This is a genomic window from Pararhizobium gei (genome assembly GCF_029223885.1).
Classification (GTDB): domain Bacteria; phylum Pseudomonadota; class Alphaproteobacteria; order Rhizobiales; family Rhizobiaceae; genus Pararhizobium; species Pararhizobium gei.
This window is the reverse complement of record NZ_CP119409.1, coordinates 4,317,704-4,334,171: the sequence shown is the minus strand read 5'-3', so window position 1 is coordinate 4,334,171 and position 16,468 is coordinate 4,317,704. Positions and strand designations below refer to the sequence as shown.

General features: G+C 61.3%; 17 protein-coding genes and 1 pseudogene. 14 read left to right on the top strand and 4 right to left on the bottom strand.

The features are described 5' to 3' along the window. Window positions 1-24 precede the first annotated feature (24 nt). From PY308_RS20815 to PY308_RS20800, 4 genes are all read right to left on the bottom strand, one after another. Window positions 25-1,308: a D-tagatose-bisphosphate aldolase, class II, non-catalytic subunit gene (locus PY308_RS20815; RefSeq protein ID WP_275791228.1), complete on the bottom strand. Its 1,284-nt coding sequence runs from the start codon at window positions 1,306-1,308 to the stop codon at window positions 25-27. Further along, the gene (locus tag PY308_RS20810) at window positions 1,302-2,309 is read right to left on the bottom strand and encodes a tagatose kinase (protein WP_275786518.1); all 1,008 of its coding nucleotides are present in this window, start codon (window positions 2,307-2,309) and stop codon (window positions 1,302-1,304) included. Before PY308_RS20810 ends, PY308_RS20815 begins: the two co-directional genes overlap by 7 nt. Window positions 2,310-2,397: 88 nt before the next feature. Further along, on the bottom strand, window positions 2,398-3,585 hold the full coding sequence (locus tag PY308_RS20805; protein WP_434064180.1) for an ROK family transcriptional regulator: 1,188 nt from the start codon (window positions 3,583-3,585) through the stop codon (window positions 2,398-2,400). 36 nt (window positions 3,586-3,621) lie between these two features. Next, a complete protein-coding gene (locus PY308_RS20800) occupies window positions 3,622-4,506 on the bottom strand; it encodes a sugar phosphate isomerase/epimerase family protein (protein ID WP_275786516.1) in 885 nt (294 codons plus the stop codon). Between the two features lie 29 nt (window positions 4,507-4,535). Between PY308_RS20800 and PY308_RS20795 the strand changes: the two genes are divergently transcribed. The 14 genes and pseudogenes from PY308_RS20795 to PY308_RS20730 all read left to right on the top strand — a co-directional run. Further along, complete coding sequence (locus PY308_RS20795) at window positions 4,536-4,880, top strand: hypothetical protein (protein ID WP_275786515.1); 345 nt, start codon at window positions 4,536-4,538, stop codon at window positions 4,878-4,880. Next, window positions 4,877-5,833 (top strand): AraC family transcriptional regulator, encoded by a 957-nt coding sequence (locus PY308_RS20790; RefSeq protein ID WP_275786513.1) that lies wholly within the window; start codon window positions 4,877-4,879, stop codon window positions 5,831-5,833. The genes PY308_RS20795 and PY308_RS20790 overlap by 4 nt, the downstream gene beginning before the upstream one ends. 235 nt (window positions 5,834-6,068) lie before the next feature. After that, window positions 6,069-7,502, top strand: a complete 1,434-nt coding sequence (locus PY308_RS20785) for an extracellular solute-binding protein (protein WP_275786511.1) — start codon at window positions 6,069-6,071, stop codon at window positions 7,500-7,502. Window positions 7,503-7,607: 105 nt separating this feature from the next. Beyond that, window positions 7,608-8,489, top strand: coding sequence for a carbohydrate ABC transporter permease (locus PY308_RS20780; protein ID WP_275786508.1), 882 nt, complete (start codon window positions 7,608-7,610; stop codon window positions 8,487-8,489). Further along, complete coding sequence (locus tag PY308_RS20775) at window positions 8,489-9,325, top strand: carbohydrate ABC transporter permease (protein ID WP_275791226.1); 837 nt, start codon at window positions 8,489-8,491, stop codon at window positions 9,323-9,325. Before PY308_RS20780 ends, PY308_RS20775 begins: the two co-directional genes overlap by 1 nt. Then, window positions 9,326-9,571, top strand: coding sequence for a DUF2160 family membrane protein (locus tag PY308_RS20770; protein WP_434064179.1), 246 nt, complete (start codon window positions 9,326-9,328; stop codon window positions 9,569-9,571). It abuts the gene before it with no gap. Window positions 9,572-9,610: 39 nt separating this feature from the next. Then, entirely contained in the window at window positions 9,611-10,654 is a 1,044-nt protein-coding gene (locus PY308_RS20765) for an NAD(P)-dependent alcohol dehydrogenase (protein ID WP_275786506.1), read from the top strand. 10 nt (window positions 10,655-10,664) lie between these two features. Then, the gene (locus tag PY308_RS20760) at window positions 10,665-11,726 is read left to right on the top strand and encodes an ABC transporter ATP-binding protein (RefSeq protein ID WP_275786502.1); all 1,062 of its coding nucleotides are present in this window, start codon (window positions 10,665-10,667) and stop codon (window positions 11,724-11,726) included. 23 nt (window positions 11,727-11,749) lie between these two features. Beyond that, the gene (locus PY308_RS20755) at window positions 11,750-12,523 is read left to right on the top strand and encodes an SDR family NAD(P)-dependent oxidoreductase (RefSeq protein ID WP_275786500.1); all 774 of its coding nucleotides are present in this window, start codon (window positions 11,750-11,752) and stop codon (window positions 12,521-12,523) included. A 14-nt stretch (window positions 12,524-12,537) separates the two neighbouring features. After that, window positions 12,538-13,263: an SDR family oxidoreductase gene (locus PY308_RS20750; protein ID WP_275786497.1), complete on the top strand. Its 726-nt coding sequence runs from the start codon at window positions 12,538-12,540 to the stop codon at window positions 13,261-13,263. A 45-nt stretch (window positions 13,264-13,308) separates the two neighbouring features. Next, window positions 13,309-14,292 carry a hypothetical protein gene (locus tag PY308_RS20745; RefSeq protein WP_275786494.1) on the top strand — a complete coding sequence of 328 codons (984 nt, stop codon included), beginning with the start codon at window positions 13,309-13,311 and terminating at the stop codon, window positions 14,290-14,292. Window positions 14,293-14,317: 25 nt separating this feature from the next. Beyond that, window positions 14,318-15,373 (top strand): carbohydrate kinase family protein, encoded by a 1,056-nt coding sequence (locus PY308_RS20740; protein WP_275786491.1) that lies wholly within the window; start codon window positions 14,318-14,320, stop codon window positions 15,371-15,373. Window positions 15,374-15,392: 19 nt separating this feature from the next. Beyond that, window positions 15,393-16,121 carry an SDR family oxidoreductase gene (locus PY308_RS20735; protein WP_275786488.1) on the top strand — a complete coding sequence of 243 codons (729 nt, stop codon included), beginning with the start codon at window positions 15,393-15,395 and terminating at the stop codon, window positions 16,119-16,121. A 72-nt stretch (window positions 16,122-16,193) separates the two neighbouring features. Continuing rightward, window positions 16,194-16,307 (top strand): annotated as a pseudogene (locus tag PY308_RS20730) (IS3 family transposase); the annotation flags it as partial. Window positions 16,308-16,468 lie beyond the last annotated feature (161 nt).

Genomic DNA, 16,468 nt, shown 5'->3' with positions numbered 1-16,468 from the left:
ATCGTCTCCAGATGCGACGTGCCATCACCCGCTTTGGCGGGGCTGTGTCGATTGACGGTAGATGTCGAGCACATGCTGCACCGCTGCAACGAGCATTTGCCGCGGGTCCAGCGGCCGGCTAGACCAGCTTTCGAAACGCGGCAAATACTGCCGAAACAAAGGCGCTGGAACGACAACGCCGTTGAGCTCGGTTATCAGGTGCCCCACCGCCTGCTCGGCCTCAGGCCGGTTCCAGTAATATCGGATTCGGTCCGAATAGGAATAATGGCGCTGGACGCGCTGTTGCACCTCGGACCCATGGTAGTGGCCTTTCCAATGGCTGTGATCCGCGAGCATCAGTTGCTCCATGACCCTCATCAGATTGCGCGGCGGATAGTGGGGCAGGAGATCGCTGGCGATCAGGTCGAGGCCGTAGAGCGCTTCGCGGAGCGCAAAGGTCAGTTCAGGCCCGACTTTCAAAATGGCGAAGCCGTCATCGACAAGCTGGCCGAGAGCGGTGGCACCCTGGTAGTCGGTCGAATGCGCCTCGAAAACCAGATCGGACTCGCTTTCCAGAAGTGCGCAAAGCGTCTGTGCCTTGCCTCGATCATAAGCCACGACGTTTTCGTTGCCGAACTCGACGCCGGGCTGCACCACCACGGCGATGACCCGCGAAAGCGCGTCTTCAAGCCCCGCCTCCGCAAAAATCCGCCGGTGTATCTCGATCGTGCGGATAGCCGCCTCCGGTCGCGTCGGATCGAGCGAGGTGATGACATGGTGGGCGCCGCCCGGCGGGGGAACCTCGGTCCCGACGACATAAACCGGCCTTTCGCCGCCCACAGCGTCTGCTGCCCGCTCTGCAGCCCTTGCCAACCGTGCCGCACGTGTCGCCGTCAGCATGTCATCGAGCGCTTCCGGCTCGCCGGCGCAGCCCATCGAGGTGTCGAGATGAAGCTTGCGAAAGCCGGCTTCGACATAGGCCGCGACCATGTCCTCTGCTCTTGCCATGGCCACATCGGCGGGCTCCATACGCCAGGGGTTCGGCCCGAGATGGTCGCCGCCAAGAAGGATGTTTTCGCGTGCAAGACCCTCCTCGGCAGCGATCGATTCGATCAGGTCGACAAAGTCATGCGGGCGCATACCCGTGTAGCCGCCGAACTGGTTGACCTGGTTGCAGGTCGCCTCGATCAGCACCGGCCCACCATGAAGGACAGCGTTGCGGATTGCCGCGCGCAGCACCAGCGGATGGGCGGAGCAGACCGACGAGATGCCGAAGGGGCTGCCTGCGCGCCGCGACCGGGCAAGTTCCGTGAGAACGGAGGTCATGATATGCACCTCGGTGTGGACGCAATGAACGCGTCGAGATCGGCTCTGGTGCCCGCCCCTTCCATGGGACCGCGGACGGTGACGTTGCGGGCTCCAGCGGCACTGGCGTAGAGCAGCGCCTGCTCCGCCGGCATGCCGAGCCTACGGCAGGCGACATAGGCGCCGCCGAAACAATCCCCGGCCCCGGTCGGATCCACCTCCTCGACCACAAAGGCAGGGCAATCGACGCGTTTACCGCCGGGGCCGAAAAACGTCGAGCCCTGCGCGCCGCGCTTCAGCGCGATCTCGTGGGTATTACGGGCAAACAGTGCCTGCACGGCAGCGGCCTCGCCTTCACAACCGGCCGCCACGAACAGCTCCTCGCCGGACGGCAGGATCAGGTCAGCGGTATCGACCAGCCTTTGAAAGCGCTGTTGGGTCAAAGCTTCTCCCAGCAACTCTTTGCGGAGGTTGGGGTCGAAGGAGACAGTACCGCCACGCGAGCGAATTACCTCGATCGCATGATCGATGATGTCCCAGGCGCCCGGAATGGCAAAGGCGGTGCCCATGACATGCAGGTGGCCGGCACGGGCAATCAAGGCACTGGCTTGCGCGTCGAGCATGATCTGGGCGGCTGCGGATTTGGCAATGTTGAAGACGAAGTCGCGCAAGCCGTCGTGGCGGTAGCGCACAAAGGCACTGCCGGTCGGATAGTCGCGGGTCACGGAAATGGCCGATATATCGGCGCCGTCGTTGCGAAGGCGCTCGACATTGATGCGTCCGAAATCGTCGTCGCCGACGCTGGCGATGATTCCGGCGGCCCCTCCCATGCGGGCGCACTGGTCGATAAAGATAGCCGGCGCGCCGCTCGGATAGGGACCGGTCAGCGCGATCGGTTCGAGAAAGCCATCGCCGCGGTGATCAGCCATGATCTCCACAAGGATCTCGCCGATGGTGATCGTCGGCCCAAGCGCGTCAGGGGCAAGTGCATCACCGGCAATTTGCATTGATCTGGTTATCGGCATGAACGCTTTCCCCGAAATGTTCGTGGACACAAGGCGGACGTCCTGTTCCGCAGGTGGGCACTACAAAACTGAATTGGCAGCGGTCCGCTCATGCGGTCTCCTCGGCTGGGCGCGAACTCTCCGCCGACAGATAACGGTGATGCAGGATACAGGCTGCCCCGAACGCCGGGCCGACGGTCTCGTCGTCATTGGTTTCAATGTCGGGGACCGGAAAGCTTGCCTCCTGCATGGAGCGGATATGGTGCGACACGCGCGCCGCCATCAGGGGATAGAGGGCGGCGACCGAGCCGCCGAGCACGATGCGGTCGGCATCGATGACACGACACGCCTGGATCAGTCCAAAGGCCAGCGCCCGCGCCCAGTCCTCGGCAATCGCCACTGCACCGGGCACGCGATCGCGAACATCGGCAAGGAAGGTTGGAAGATTTGGCTCCGGTTGCGTCGAAACGGCCCGGTAGGCCGTCAGGATGCTTTCCAGCCCCAGTACATTTTCCAGGCTGCGGTCAGGCTCGGCCACGCCGTGGACGTGCAAATGACCGATCTCGCCGGCAAGGCCACGCCCGCCGCGAAGCAATGCCCCATCGACGACAATGCCGCCGCCGACCCCGGTCTCCATGACCAGGAAAAGCGTGACGCCCGAATGGGTTCCGCGGTTCCTGTGGCTTGCGCCGATGGCAAAGGCATTGGCGTCGTTTTCGGCAATCACCGGCATGGGCTCCGGCAGCGCATCGCGTATCCGGTCGGCGAGTTGAATGTTTTCCCAGCCCAGCAACGGCGCGATGCGGATCAGTCCATGCCTGTCCATCTGCGCCGGCACCGCCACACCGATGCCCTCGCAGCGCTGCAGATGCTCCGGAGGCAGGGTATCAAAGGCAAGCCGCATGGCGCAGCGCACGGCCTCATCGGCATCGACTGCCCTTCCGTCGAAGGGCTCCGTTCTGCGGGAAAGAATTTGCGACGACAGGTCGATTTCGACGACGGTGATATGTTCGACGCCGATCTCGACGCCGAGGAAAGTGGCAGCCGTCGGCACGAGTTCCAGCAAGATGCCCGGGCGCCCGACATGGGAAGGGGCGGGCTGTACCTGCCCCTCCACGCCCACCGCCTGCACAAGACCATCGGCCGTCAGACCGGCGATGATATGGCCGGACGACGAGCGGTTCAGGCCGAGAATGCGGGCAAGCTCGGCACGGCTCAACCGGCCGAACTGATGCAAGGCCCGCATGGCCGCAAGTTCGTTGCGCTGTCGGGTACCGCGCGCCACGCCCTCAGCCACGCGAACGTCTCCTCTGTCTTTCCCGGCGCAGCACGGTCAGGGCCGCGAATTGGTCGACCGGCGGCGGGCCGCCTCGTCCATCTTGAGATCGATGTAGGCCTTGGCGTGCTCGGCAAGCGGCATGTTGTCCGTCCAGGTGTCGCGCCAGATCGCACAGGCCAGGGAAAGCCCCTCGTCCACCACCGCGCTTGAGAAAGATTCGAAGGTAATGTCGCGCTGATAGTCGATGTCCAGAAGTGCGTCGAAGATCAGATCGAAATTGATCCCCCCATCGCCGAGATAACCGCGATTGCTTTCGCCGATGTGGAAGTAGCCAATCTTGTCTCCGGCAAGCCGAATGGCCGCTGCCGGATTGGCCTCCTCGATATTCATGTGGAAGGTGTCGAGGTGCAGCCGAACATCGTCTGAGCCGGTCTGGCCGATGAAGGCGAGGCCCTGCGCAGTGGTGTTGAGGAGATTGGTTTCGAACCGGTTGACCACTTCAAGGACAAGGTCGACGCCGGCTGTCTTGGCAATGTCGGCGGTCCTCGCGATCGCTCCCACGCTGTTGTCCCAGCCCTTCTGTGTGGGCATGCGCGCGTATTTTGCATGCGCCGAATAGAGAATGCCGCCGAGTTTGCTGCCGCCGATGTCGCGCACGGCAGCAACAGCATCGGCCAGCATCCGTTCGCCGGCTTTGACTGTCTCGGAATCTTCGCTTGACACGTCGTGGCTGAAGGGCAACCCCATGGTGACCGCAATGTCGAGATCGAGCGCTGTCGCCCGCCTTGACAGGGCGTCGAGATCGAACTTCTCCGGCCGCAGATAGGCGAATTCGATCAACCGGTACCCGCAGGCCGCCGATTTCTCCATCGCCTCCTCCAACATCGCCTGGGTCTGGCCGCCTGTCCAAACGAAGGAATGAATGCCGAGCCGTCCCATGATGTCCTCCCAAGACACGATGATTTATTATGTTGCTGTATGCAACAAAATATTCAATTGAAGTCTATGTCAAGGGCATCATGCGCCATCACGCACAGACACTGCTTGCCAACCGCAACAGATTGATTCCTTTCGCACTGCAAAAATTAAATATTGCACCTGCGCTGCATCTTTTTTTGAGATCGGCGACCAAGATCGCGTGGTTGTTGACAGACCTCGCAAATGTACTAATTTGTATTTTCAAGCAACATATGGGCGACGGAAGAAGCTGCTGGTTTGATCGGGCGCAGGCGGCCGGTGATTTGGCCTGGAAGGCGAGCACGGGCAGCCGCTTGCCGAGACGGCGTAATGTTGGGAGGGGAGCCATTCCATGAGACCCGATCTGAAAATCGTTCCGGATTTCGAGATGATTATCTGCGCACCGGCGGAATCGTTTCGCTGGAATATGCACGACTATCCCTATTTCGGCGCGAAATGGCACCACCACCCGGAATATGAGCTTCATCTAACGCGGACGACATCCGGCATGATGATGGTCGGAGACTATATCGGCGAGTTCAAGCCGGGCTGCCTGGTGCTGACGGGTCCGAATGTGCCGCACAACTGGGTAAGCGATATCGAGCCCGGTAAACTGATCCGAAATCGCGACATGCTCATTCAATTCACCGCCGAATGGGCTGACCGCAGCACCGGCCTTTGCCCGGAATTCGCGGGCATAAGGCCGCTTTACGAGGACGCGGTTTATGGCGTCGAGTTTTTCGGCGCCACGGCACTGGCCGGCCAAAGGTTGCTGGCCCAGATCGGCGCGGCGCACGGTGCCGAGCGGGTCCTGCTGTTTATGCAATTGATGGTCGCCCTTGCCCGCAATCCGTCCGAGCGCCGCAAGCTGTCGCGGCTCGCGCACATATCCAGTCATGCCGAACTGCCTTCGGAGCTGGACAGCGCCGTACGCTATGTGATGGAACATTACAGCGACGATATCGATCTGGCTTCCGTCGCGAAATCCTGTGGCCTGGAACCGCAAGCTTTCTCGCGCTTCTTCAAGCGCCAGACCGGCCACACCTTCGCCCGCTACGTGATTCTGGCACGGGTCTATGCGGCTTGCGCGCTGCTGACGCAGACCTATCGGCCGATTACCGACATCTGCTTCGAAGTCGGCTTCAACAACATCGCGAACTTCAACCGTCAGTTCTACAAGATATGCGGCCGCACACCGTCGGACTATCGCCGCAACGCCCACAGGATCGGCACCGAAGCGCGCGCCGATCCGTTTCGTCAAATCCGGGCCTTTTCCGCTGGTCTTGGTGCTGTCGGCGGAAAAGTATAGGTCGCCCGCAAAGCACGCGTGGCTAAGGAATCAGACCGCCACTAAGCTTTACGGACGCACTTGGTAAGCAAGCCGCACAATGCTGCGGACAGCAACATCATGATCGCGAGACGGAATTCGACAGCCGGGAGGAGCCGGCGCATCGGGTTTTAAGGCGCCGGGCTTTGCCAGGCGCGGAGGCGCCTGTCGGCCGTCGGCTGCAGGCACAAGGAACGCTCTAGGAGGAGAGAGTCACATGATCAAAAAAAGTGGAATCGGGCTTGCCGCGCTGACACTCGCGCTGATGACGACCGCCCTGCCGGCGCGCGCCGACTTCTGGTCGGATGCCGGCGCGAAATACAAGGGCGTGGTGCTGCATGGCGTCACCGAAAGCACGCCGCCATCCAACTACATCAAGGACGTGCTGGCCCCGGAATTCGAAAAGAAGACCGGCATCAAGGTCGAGATCGAAACGACCTCCTGGGACCAGATGTACGACAAGGCGATCAAGGACATGGAAGCCAAGACCGGCATCTATGACATGATCTACATCGAGCAGGACATCATCTATGCCTATCTCGCCCGCAACTTCCTCGTCGACATCACCAAGTCGCTGAAGGACGATCCATCGCTGAAGTCGCCGGACTACGATGAGTCGCACTACACGACCTTCGCCAACTACTTCAAGAATGCTGACGGCGACATCTTCGGCACGCCGATGGAAGCCTTCATCAAGGTCTATCTCTACCGCACCGACCTGTTCAATGATCCGAAGATCCAGGAAGCCTTCAAGAAGGAAACCGGCAAGGATTTGAAGCCCGCCGTGACCCATGAAGACTATACCGAGATCGCCGAGTTCTTCACCAAGTATGGCAAGGACAACGGCCTCGATCTCTGGGGAACGACGGCGCAAGCCCATACCGGTCACCCTGCATCATGGTATGAGTTCTTCGAATCGATCGCTCCGACCTTCGGTGTCTTCAACTGGGGTGTCGACGCTTCCAAGAACTACGCTGCGTCGGTTGAAAACGGCGGCACCATGAACAGCGCGGAATCCAAGGCGGCCATGAAATACTGGCTGCACCTGCGCGACATCGCGCCGCCGGAATCCGCCGCAAGCACATGGACCGAGGTGGGGACGACCTTTGCTGCCGGTCGTGTGGCCCAGGGACTGGTCTATGGTGAAAATGCCGCCTGGATCGCCAGCGACGCCGAGAAGTCGAAGGTCGTGGGCAATGTCGGCGTAGCGCTGCCTCCGACGGAGGCAAAGGTCCTTGAGGACGTCAAGGCGGGCAAGGGCTATCTCGGCTACTACGACGGTGGCGCCTTCGGCCTGCCGGTGACATCGAAGAACAAGGAAGCCTCGCTGCTGTTCCTGCAGTTCATTGGCCAGGACTCGGTGCAGCCGGACTGGGCGGTCGCAGCACCGCGCATTACCAATACCGCAACCTATGACGACCCGAAGATCGTTGACATGGACAAGAAGCTCAACGGCTACTATTCCATGCTGAAGAACGACGGCAAGCTGTTCGCTGGTGCACCGCCCTATCCGTTCCACGCCCAGGTGCGCGAAGCGACGGCTCCGATCTTCTACAAGATCCTGCTTGGCGAAATCCCGTCCGACGAAGGTCTCGATCAAATGGCCGCGGCCGCGGAAGCGGAATTGAAGAACCTCGGCTATCGCAAATAAGCCGACGCAAGTCTGCTCCGGGTGGCCAGTAGTACGCCACCCGGATGCACGTTTCTTGCTCCGCCGCATCATCATCGCGCGGATCGACTTCCGGGAGACAGGTTCATGCGTTCAAACACTGTGGGCTGGCTTATGCTTGCCCCGACCATTGCGATACTTGGGATTTTCGGCATAGCGCCCTTCCTCTATGTGCTCTACGTGGCCTTCCATCAATGGAACCCGTTCGGCGCCAGTCCGCTGATGATTTATAACGGCGCCGACAATTTCCGTCGTCTGGTCTTCGATCCGGAGTTCCTGCGCTCGGTCGCCGTCACTGCCAAATTTGCCTTCTTCGCCGTGGTGAGCGAGATCGCCCTTGGCTATCTTCTGGCCCAGCTGTTCATGCGCGAATTTCCCGGCCGCGGTTTTTTCCGTACCATCCATACGCTGCCGCTGATCGTCGCGCCGATTGTCGTCGGTTCCGTCTGGCGGCTAATGACGACGCCATCGATCGGAATCATTCCCTATCTGCTCAAGCAATGGTTCGACTATGACATGAACATCGGCCGCGATGCCGGCACAGCGTTTGCGCTGACGGTGATCATGGACATCTGGCATTGGACACCGTTGGTGACGCTGACCCTGCTCGCCGCCCTCTTGGCGCTGCCCAAAGAACCGTTCGAGCAGGCCCAGATCGATGGCGCAAACCGCTGGCAGATCTTCTGGCATGTCACTTTGCCGATGATCCGCCCGGCAATCCTCGCCACGGTCTTCATCCGCCTGATGGACGCGCTGCGCACCGTCGACGAAGTCTGGATGCTGACATCGGGCGGCCCGGGCGACGCCACCCGCTATGTCGGCCTGCATATCTGGAAGATCGTCTTTCCCAAGACCGACTACGGTTACGGCGCCGCCATCTCGGTGATCGTTCTCTACCTGACGCTGGTGATGTGCTGGATACTCTATGTCTCGCTCGTCGCCCGCCGCGAACGCAAGAGGGTGGCATGATGCGCCAGCAACGTCCCTATATCTACCTGCTGCTCTGGCTGGGCTTGAGCCTCCTGACGCTGTTTCCGATCTACTGGCTGTTCGTCATCTCGGTGAAGCCGGCGGTCGAGCTTTTCACGACGCCGAGCCTCATCCTCGATACGGTCTACTGGAAGAATTACATCAACGTCATCGGCAACGCGACGCTCCGCGGCTACATGATCAATTCGCTGATCATCTCGACCAGCAATGCAGCCCTGGTCACCGTGCTGGCCTTTCTGGCCTGCTATTCGCTGTCGCGCTTCGATCTGGCCGGCAAGGAAAACATCTTCTTCTGGACGATCACCAACCGGATGGCGCCGGCCGCCGTGTTCCTGCTGCCGTTCTACCTCCTGTTCACCCAGGTCTTCACCTTTGGCGACTGGAAGCTCTACGACACCAAGATCGGCATGATCCTGCTCTATTGCACCTTCAACCTGCCGTTTGCCATCTGGACCTTGCGGCCAACCATCGACGGCATCCCCAAGGAGCTCGACGAAGCCGCGACCGTCGACGGTGCCAGCACCTGGCAGGTCATTTCCGAAGTGGTGTTCCCCTTAGCGCGTCCCGGCCTTGCCGTCACGTTCATCCTCACCTGGGTTTTCGCCTGGAACGAATTCCTGCTGGCCGCGACGCTGACAAGCTTCAACGCCCGCACCATCACGACCGGCCTGTCGGAATATGTCACCACGACCGGAACCGAATGGGGCACGATGGCTGCCATTGCCGTCATCACCCTCATCCCGGCCCTGATCATCTTTTCGATGGTTCAGCGCCACATTGTCGCCGGTCTCACCTTCGGCGCGGTCAAGGAGTGAATGATGCACCATGAAATCGATCTCGATGACACGGACGAAACGCCTGCCAAACTTGCCGCCGGAACCAAGGAGCGGGTCGGCTTCCTGCCGATCGTCACCAACTGGTTTGACCGGGTGTTCGTCGGCATCTACCTGTTCGTCGCCCTGGAACTCATCTGGATGCGGTTCCTCGAACAATCGATCCCGCTCACGGTGTGCCATGTCCTGGCGATCGCGCTCGGCGTCCTGATCGTGTGGCGTGGCTGAAAGCCTGCAGCGGATCTTAAAGAAAGATGGAATGAGACCATGAAAGCACTGGTTCTGGAAGAAAGAATGAAGCTCTCGCTCAGGGACTTTCCCATTGAGCGCGAGGAGCACCTGGGGCCTCGCGACGTGCGCATCAAGCTGCACACGGTCGGCATCTGCGGCTCGGACGTTCATTATTACACCCATGGCGGCACCGGCGTCTTTCAGGTGAAGGCGCCGATGATCCTTGGCCACGAAGCATCGGGCACGGTGATCGAGGCCGGCGCTGACGTGACGTCGCTGAAAATCGGCGACCGCGTCTGCATGGAGCCAGGCATTCCCGACCCCAACAGCCGCGCCACCCGGATGGGCCTCTACAACATCGACCCGGCAGTGCGGTTCTGGGCGACGCCACCGATCCACGGAGTATTGCGCCCGACTGTGGTGCATCCCGCCGATTTCACCTTCAAGCTGCCTGACAATGTCTCATTTGCCGAAGCGGCGATGGTCGAGCCGTTGGCCGTCGGCGTGCATGCCGCAACAAAGGCGCAGGTCAAGCCCGGCGATATCGCACTGGTGATCGGCGCTGGCCCGATCGGGCTGGTGACCGCACTCTCGGCGCTGGCCGCCGGTTGTGCCCGCGTCTTCGTCAGCGATGTCGACGACGCCAAGCTCGAAATTGCCGCGAAACTCGGGGCTATCACCCCGATCAACGTCCAGCGTCAGGACCTCGCCAAGACGGTGCTTGCCGGGACCGACGGCTGGGGCGTCGAGATCGTCTTCGAATGCTCCGGTCATCCCTCGGGCGCTGAGGTCGTGTTCGATCCGCTGTCGCCCGGCGGCCGCGTGGTGTTCATCGGCAGCCAAGTCCACCCGATCCATTACGATGTCGGCAAGGCAATGGTGCGCGAGGCCCGGGTCGAGCATGTCTTCCGCTATGCCCATGTCTTTCCGCGCTGCGTCGCCATGCTGTCTTCGGGCGCCATCGACGTCAAGCCGCTCATTACCCGCACATTCGATTTCGATGACAGTGTCGGCGCGTTTGAAACCGCTGCATCCGCGCCCAAGGGCGAAGTGAAGATGCAGATCATCCTGCCGCAATAGAGGAACTGGTATGGCTCAGGTCGCCGTCAAGGACGTCATCAAGAAATACGGAAGTCTCCAGGTCATTCACGGGGTCAGCATCGACATTGCCGACGGTGAATTCGTCGTTCTTGTCGGTCCTTCCGGCTGTGGAAAATCGACGCTGCTCCGCATGATCGCCGGTCTGGAATCGATCTCCGGTGGAACCGTGTCCATCGGCAACAGGGTGGTCAACGACGTTCTGCCAAAGGATCGCGACATTGCCATGGTGTTCCAGAACTATGCGCTCTACCCGCACAAGAATGTCGCCGACAACATGGGCTTCCCACTCAAGCTGAAGGGCGCGCCGAAAAGCGAGATCGAGGCCAAGGTCAAAAAAGCGGCCGACATCCTTGATCTCGGCAAGCTGCTTGATCGGTATCCCAAGCAGCTCTCGGGCGGCCAGCGCCAGCGCGTCGCCATGGGCCGCGCCATCGTCCGCGATCCGCAGGTCTTCCTGTTCGACGAACCGCTGTCCAATCTCGACGCCAAGCTGCGTGTGACCATGCGCGTCGAGATCAAGGAATTGCATCAGCGGCTGAAGACCACGACGATCTACGTTACGCATGACCAGATCGAGGCGATGACCATGGCCGACAAGATCGTCGTCATGCGCGACGGTCTGGTCGAGCAGATCGGTGCACCCCTTGATCTCTATGACCAGCCCGCCAACATCTTCGTCGCCGGCTTCATCGGCTCGCCCTCGATGAATTTCGTGCGCGGCAAACTCGCGACTGTCGAAGGCCAAACGGTCTTCGTCAGCGACGGTGGCACCAGTCTGCCGGTACCGGCCGCGACGCCCCTGCGTGAAGAACCTGTGGTCTACGGTATTCGGCCGGAACATATCGAGCACCATGCCGACGGCCTCGCGGCAACCATTTCCGTGCTCGAGCCCACAGGCTCGGAAACCCAGATCTTCGCCCATATCGGCGGAGATCCACTCAACGCCGTGGTCAAGGACCGGATCTTGCTCAAACCCGGCGAAACCATACCGCTGCGGATCAACCGCGAACGCGTGCATCTCTTCGACAAAAAGAGCGGCAGGCGCATCTGAGCCTCTGGATAGGGAGTAGTGTCATGTTCCTCGAAAAACTCCGGATGGACGGACAGGTCGCGGTGGTCACCGGCGGCGGCCGCGGCATCGGGCTTGCCTGCTGCGAGGCGCTGGCCGAGGCCGGCGCCGAGGTGGTGATCATCGACCGCGAAGAGGCAATTGCCCATTCCGGCCGTCAGGCACTGGCGCAACTGGGCCATCAGGCTGACGTGCACGTGCTCGACGTCACCGATTCCGCCGCCGTCGACAGGGCCGCCTTCGCCATTGCCGAGAAATATGGCCGGATCGACGTGCTGGTGGCCAATGCCGGCATCGCCCGCAGCGGAACGGCGGCCGAGGATACGCCGGACGAACTGTGGCTCAATGTCAACGACGTCAACTACAACGGCGTCTTCTGGTGCAACCGCGCCTTCGGTCGGCAGATGCTGAAAGCCGGACGCGGTGCGATCGTCAATGTCGGTTCAATGTCCGGCTACATCGTCAACCGGCCGCAGATGCAGACCTATTACAATGCCTCCAAGGCGGCCGTGCATCACCTCACCACCTCGCTTGCAGCCGAGTGGGCGGACCGTGGCGTGCGCGTCAACGCGGTCGCGCCGACCTATATCGAGTCGGAAATGACGAGAGTCGTCAATATCGACCCCGGTGTTGTCGATACCTGGCTGCGGGATACGCCGATGGGCCGGGTCGGCCAGCCTCATGAAATCGCCTCCGTCGTGCATTTTCTCGCCTGCGATGCCTCCAGCCTGATGACCGGCACCACGGTCAAGGCGGATGCGGGCTTCACCTGCTGGTAACAAGGAACAAAGCCATGGATTTCACTGGAAAACGCGTCATCGTCACCGGCGCCGGCAAGGGCATCGGCCGGGCGACCGCCTTGATGCTGGCTGCCCGCGGCGCCAAGGTCGTGGCACTCACCCGCACGGCATCCGATCTTGAAAGCCTGCAAAACGAGATCGACTGCGTGGCGATCACCGTCGATCTTGCCGATCCAGTCGCGACAAGGGCTGCGGCCCTCAAGGCATTGCCGGGCGACCTCCTGGTCAACTGCGCCGGCACCACCGAGCTCGAATCCTTCCTCGATGTCTCGGTGGAAAATTTCGACCTGCTCTATGCGGTCAACACTAGGGCGCCAATGATAATCGCCCAGGAATACGCCCGAGACATGGTCAGGTCCGGCCGCAAGGGCGCGATCGTCAATGTATCGAGCGTTGCCGCCTTTGTCGGCATTCCCGATCACGCTGCCTACTGCGCCTCCAAGTCAGGGCTTGACGGCCTGACGCGGGTGATGGCCAAGGAACTGGCACCGCAAGGCATTCGCGTCAACGGTGTGCACCCGACCGTGACGCTGACGCCGATGGCGATCAAAGCCTGGAGTGATCCGCAAAAGGCAGCGGGCATGCTCAACCGCATTCCTGTCGGCCGTTTTGCCGATCCCGACGATGTCGCCGAGGTCATCCTGTTCCTGCTGTCGGACGAGGCCGCGATGGTCAACGGACTTTCGATGCCGGTCGACGGCGGCTACATGGTCGCCTGACCCAGCCTCGACGATCTCTTGCTGCATAAAACCGAGGACCAAGCCATGACGCGCTACGATACCAAACTTGCCCGGATCAAGGCAGGAAATTACCGACGGGGTGATTTCATCATCGCCGATGCCAAGGACGGCGACATGGGGCCGAGCATCCGTTCCTGCGGTCCGAACCTTGCCAAGGACGCGACATTCTCGCGGTATCGCACACGCGCGGAATTCCTTGATCAGGTGCGCGCCGTCATTGCCCAGGACGTGATCGATATCATGCTGGCCTCGGCATCCAACCTCGAGATCCTGAACGAAACCGGCGCTTTTGACGGCAGCAGTGTCAAATCGGCGTTCAGGGCCAATGACACGACCGACATCTGGGTCGGCCGCGGTGCCACCTATGCAAAAGAGCCCTCCCGGCCCTATCGGACGGCCTCGATCGAGGCCTCCCGCCGCCAGAGCGATCTGGGCCTCTATTCGATCACCTTCAACAATGATCTTGACGCGGACTACGAGTCCCAGCTTGCCTTTCTCGATTTCGTCGACGAGGCTGCCGACAACGAGTTCAATTATTTCCTCGAAGTCTTCAATCCCAATGTCGATACCGGCATCGACCCGGACCTGCAGCCTCATTATGTCAATGACTGCATCTGCCGAACGCTGGCCGGCCTTACCCGCGCGCAGCGGCCGCAATTCCTCAAGATCCCGTTCAACGGTCCTCAGGCGCTGGAGGAACTGGCCTCTTACGACCCGGATCTCGTGGTCGGCGTGCTCGGCGGCGGCGCCGGCACGGCGCGCGACACGTTCGAGCTCATCCATCAGGCGGAGAAATACGGCGCGCGCGTCGCGTTATTCGGCCGCAAGATCAATCTCGCGGAAGATCCTCGCGCCATGATCACGCTGATGCGTTCGGTCGCCGATGGCGAGGTTTTGCCGTTGGAGGCCGTAAAGGCCTACCACGGCGCGCTCCAGACATCCGGCCAGCGCCCGCTGCGCAGTATCGAAGACGATGTCCGGATCACCGAAAAGGTACTGATGAGTTGATGCGGGGACGGGTGGAGGAAACGAGATGGCCGGAATGCAAAGGCACGGCTTCATTGCCGGCGGCACCTGGTGCCTGGACCGAAATCGCAAAATAGACGTCTGGCCGCGGGAGGATAGCGTCGGCATCGCCTGGGGGCTTGAAGAACGCGGCGGTGGTCCGGCCTGCAACCTTGCCATCGACATCAAGCGGCTCGACCCGTCCATTCCGGTTGAAACCATCGGTCTGGTTGGCGACGACGCCGCCGGCCGCAAGCTGATCGCGGAAGCGGACCGGGCCGGGATTGAACGCCGGCAGATGCATGTGAGCCGCGAGGCGCCGACCCATGCGACCGAAGCCTTCATCTCGCAGGCGAGTGGCCAGCGGACGCATATCTCCGATCTCGGCGTCTCCAGCCTGTTGTCGCCGGATCATTTCGATTTTTCCGCCACGACGGCGCGCTTCATGCATCTTGGCCTGCCCGGCATCCATCCCACCATGGATGGGCGCTGGAAGGACGATGTCAATGGGTGGGTGACGGTCCTCAAGGCAGCGCGCCAGGCGGGCCTTCGAACCAATCTCGAACTCTGCACCGTGACGCCGGAACGGCTGCGCGGGCTGATCCTGCCGTGTCTGCCTTTTCTCGACACGCTGATCGTCAATGACAGCGAGATCGGCGCGCTGGCGCAAATTCCGACCCTCGCCAATGGACGGACGGATATCGAGGCCTGTGTGGCGGCGGCGACCGGCATCCTCCGTCAGGGCGCCATGCAATTGGTGACCGTGCATTTTCCGGAAGGTGCAATTACCGTCCCACGGGACGGGCAAGCGGTTTACGTCGGCTCCGTCACCGTACCTGCAGAGGTGATCGTCGGTCCGAATGGCGCCGGAGATGCCTTTGCCGCAGGCTTTCTCTACGGTCTGCATGAAAACTGGCCGCTCGAAGACAGCCTGTGGCTGGGGCATGCCGCCGCCGCCTGCTCGCTGCGCACTGCAGGAACCACGGACGGCGTTGCGCGCTGGCGGGACTGCTTGGAGACCGCAGCGCAATGGGGCCGGCGAGGGCCGCCGGAGCGCGCAATCGGCAAAAACAAATCGATCTGACATAAAAGGTGGAACGCATATGGCACAGGAACTGGAAGGCAAGATCGCGGCAGTAACGGGGGCGGCCTCGGGCATCGGCCTTGCGAGTACAAGAGCGATGATGGACGCCGGTGCGCGCGTCGTGCTGGTCGACCGGGACCAGGCGGCTCTGGAGAGGATTTGCGTCGAACTCGGCGAGGACGCGATACCGCTGGTGATCGACCTGCTCGAACCCCGCAGTTGCGCCTCGATGGTGCCGTCGATCCTGGAAATGACCGGCCGGATCGATATTTTTCACGCCAATGCAGGCACCTATATCGGTGGCGACCTCGTCGATGCCGACAGCGCCAATATCGACATGATGCTCAATCTCAACGTCAATGCCGTGATGAAGAACGTCCACGACGTGCTGCCGCATATGATCGAGCGCGGCACGGGCGACATCATCGTCACCAGTTCGGTCGCGGGCCACTTTCCGGTTCCGTGGGAACCGGTCTATTCCGCATCGAAATGGGCGATCACCTGCTTCGTGCAGACCGTTCGCCGGCAGGTCAACAAGAAGGGCGTGCGGGTCGGATCGGTGTCTCCCGGACCGGTGATCAGTGCGCTCCTCGCCGACTGGCCGGAGGAAAACCTGAAGAAGGCCAAGGAATCCGGCAGTCTGATCGAGCCGAAGGAAGTGGCGGACGCCATCCTGTTCATGCTGACCAGGCCGCGCAACGTCACCATCCGCGATATCATCGTGCTGCCGACGAATTTCGATATTTGAGATTGTTAAGGCGTGAGCGGTTGTTCGGGAGTTCGTCCCGACGTGCGCCTCCTGCGGCCGATTTTAAAGGCGGCCTGCCGTACCTTCGCCGTCAGCGAGCCCTGCTATCGCTACAGCGCCAAGCCAAACGAGGAGAACGAGCAGATCGCCGATCTGCTCGTCGGCTTCACGCGGGCAAAGAAGACCCCGCGCTTTCGCCAGCGGTAGCCCATACAGACGCGGTCCAGGGTTTTGTAGGAACCCGCTTTCGGCTACAAGCGCATTCAGCATTGAAGCCTATGACGTTGAGACAGCGGCGTATCGGTGCGAACAGTTCGAGGTGCTTCTCGATGAGGGTTTCTTCCAGG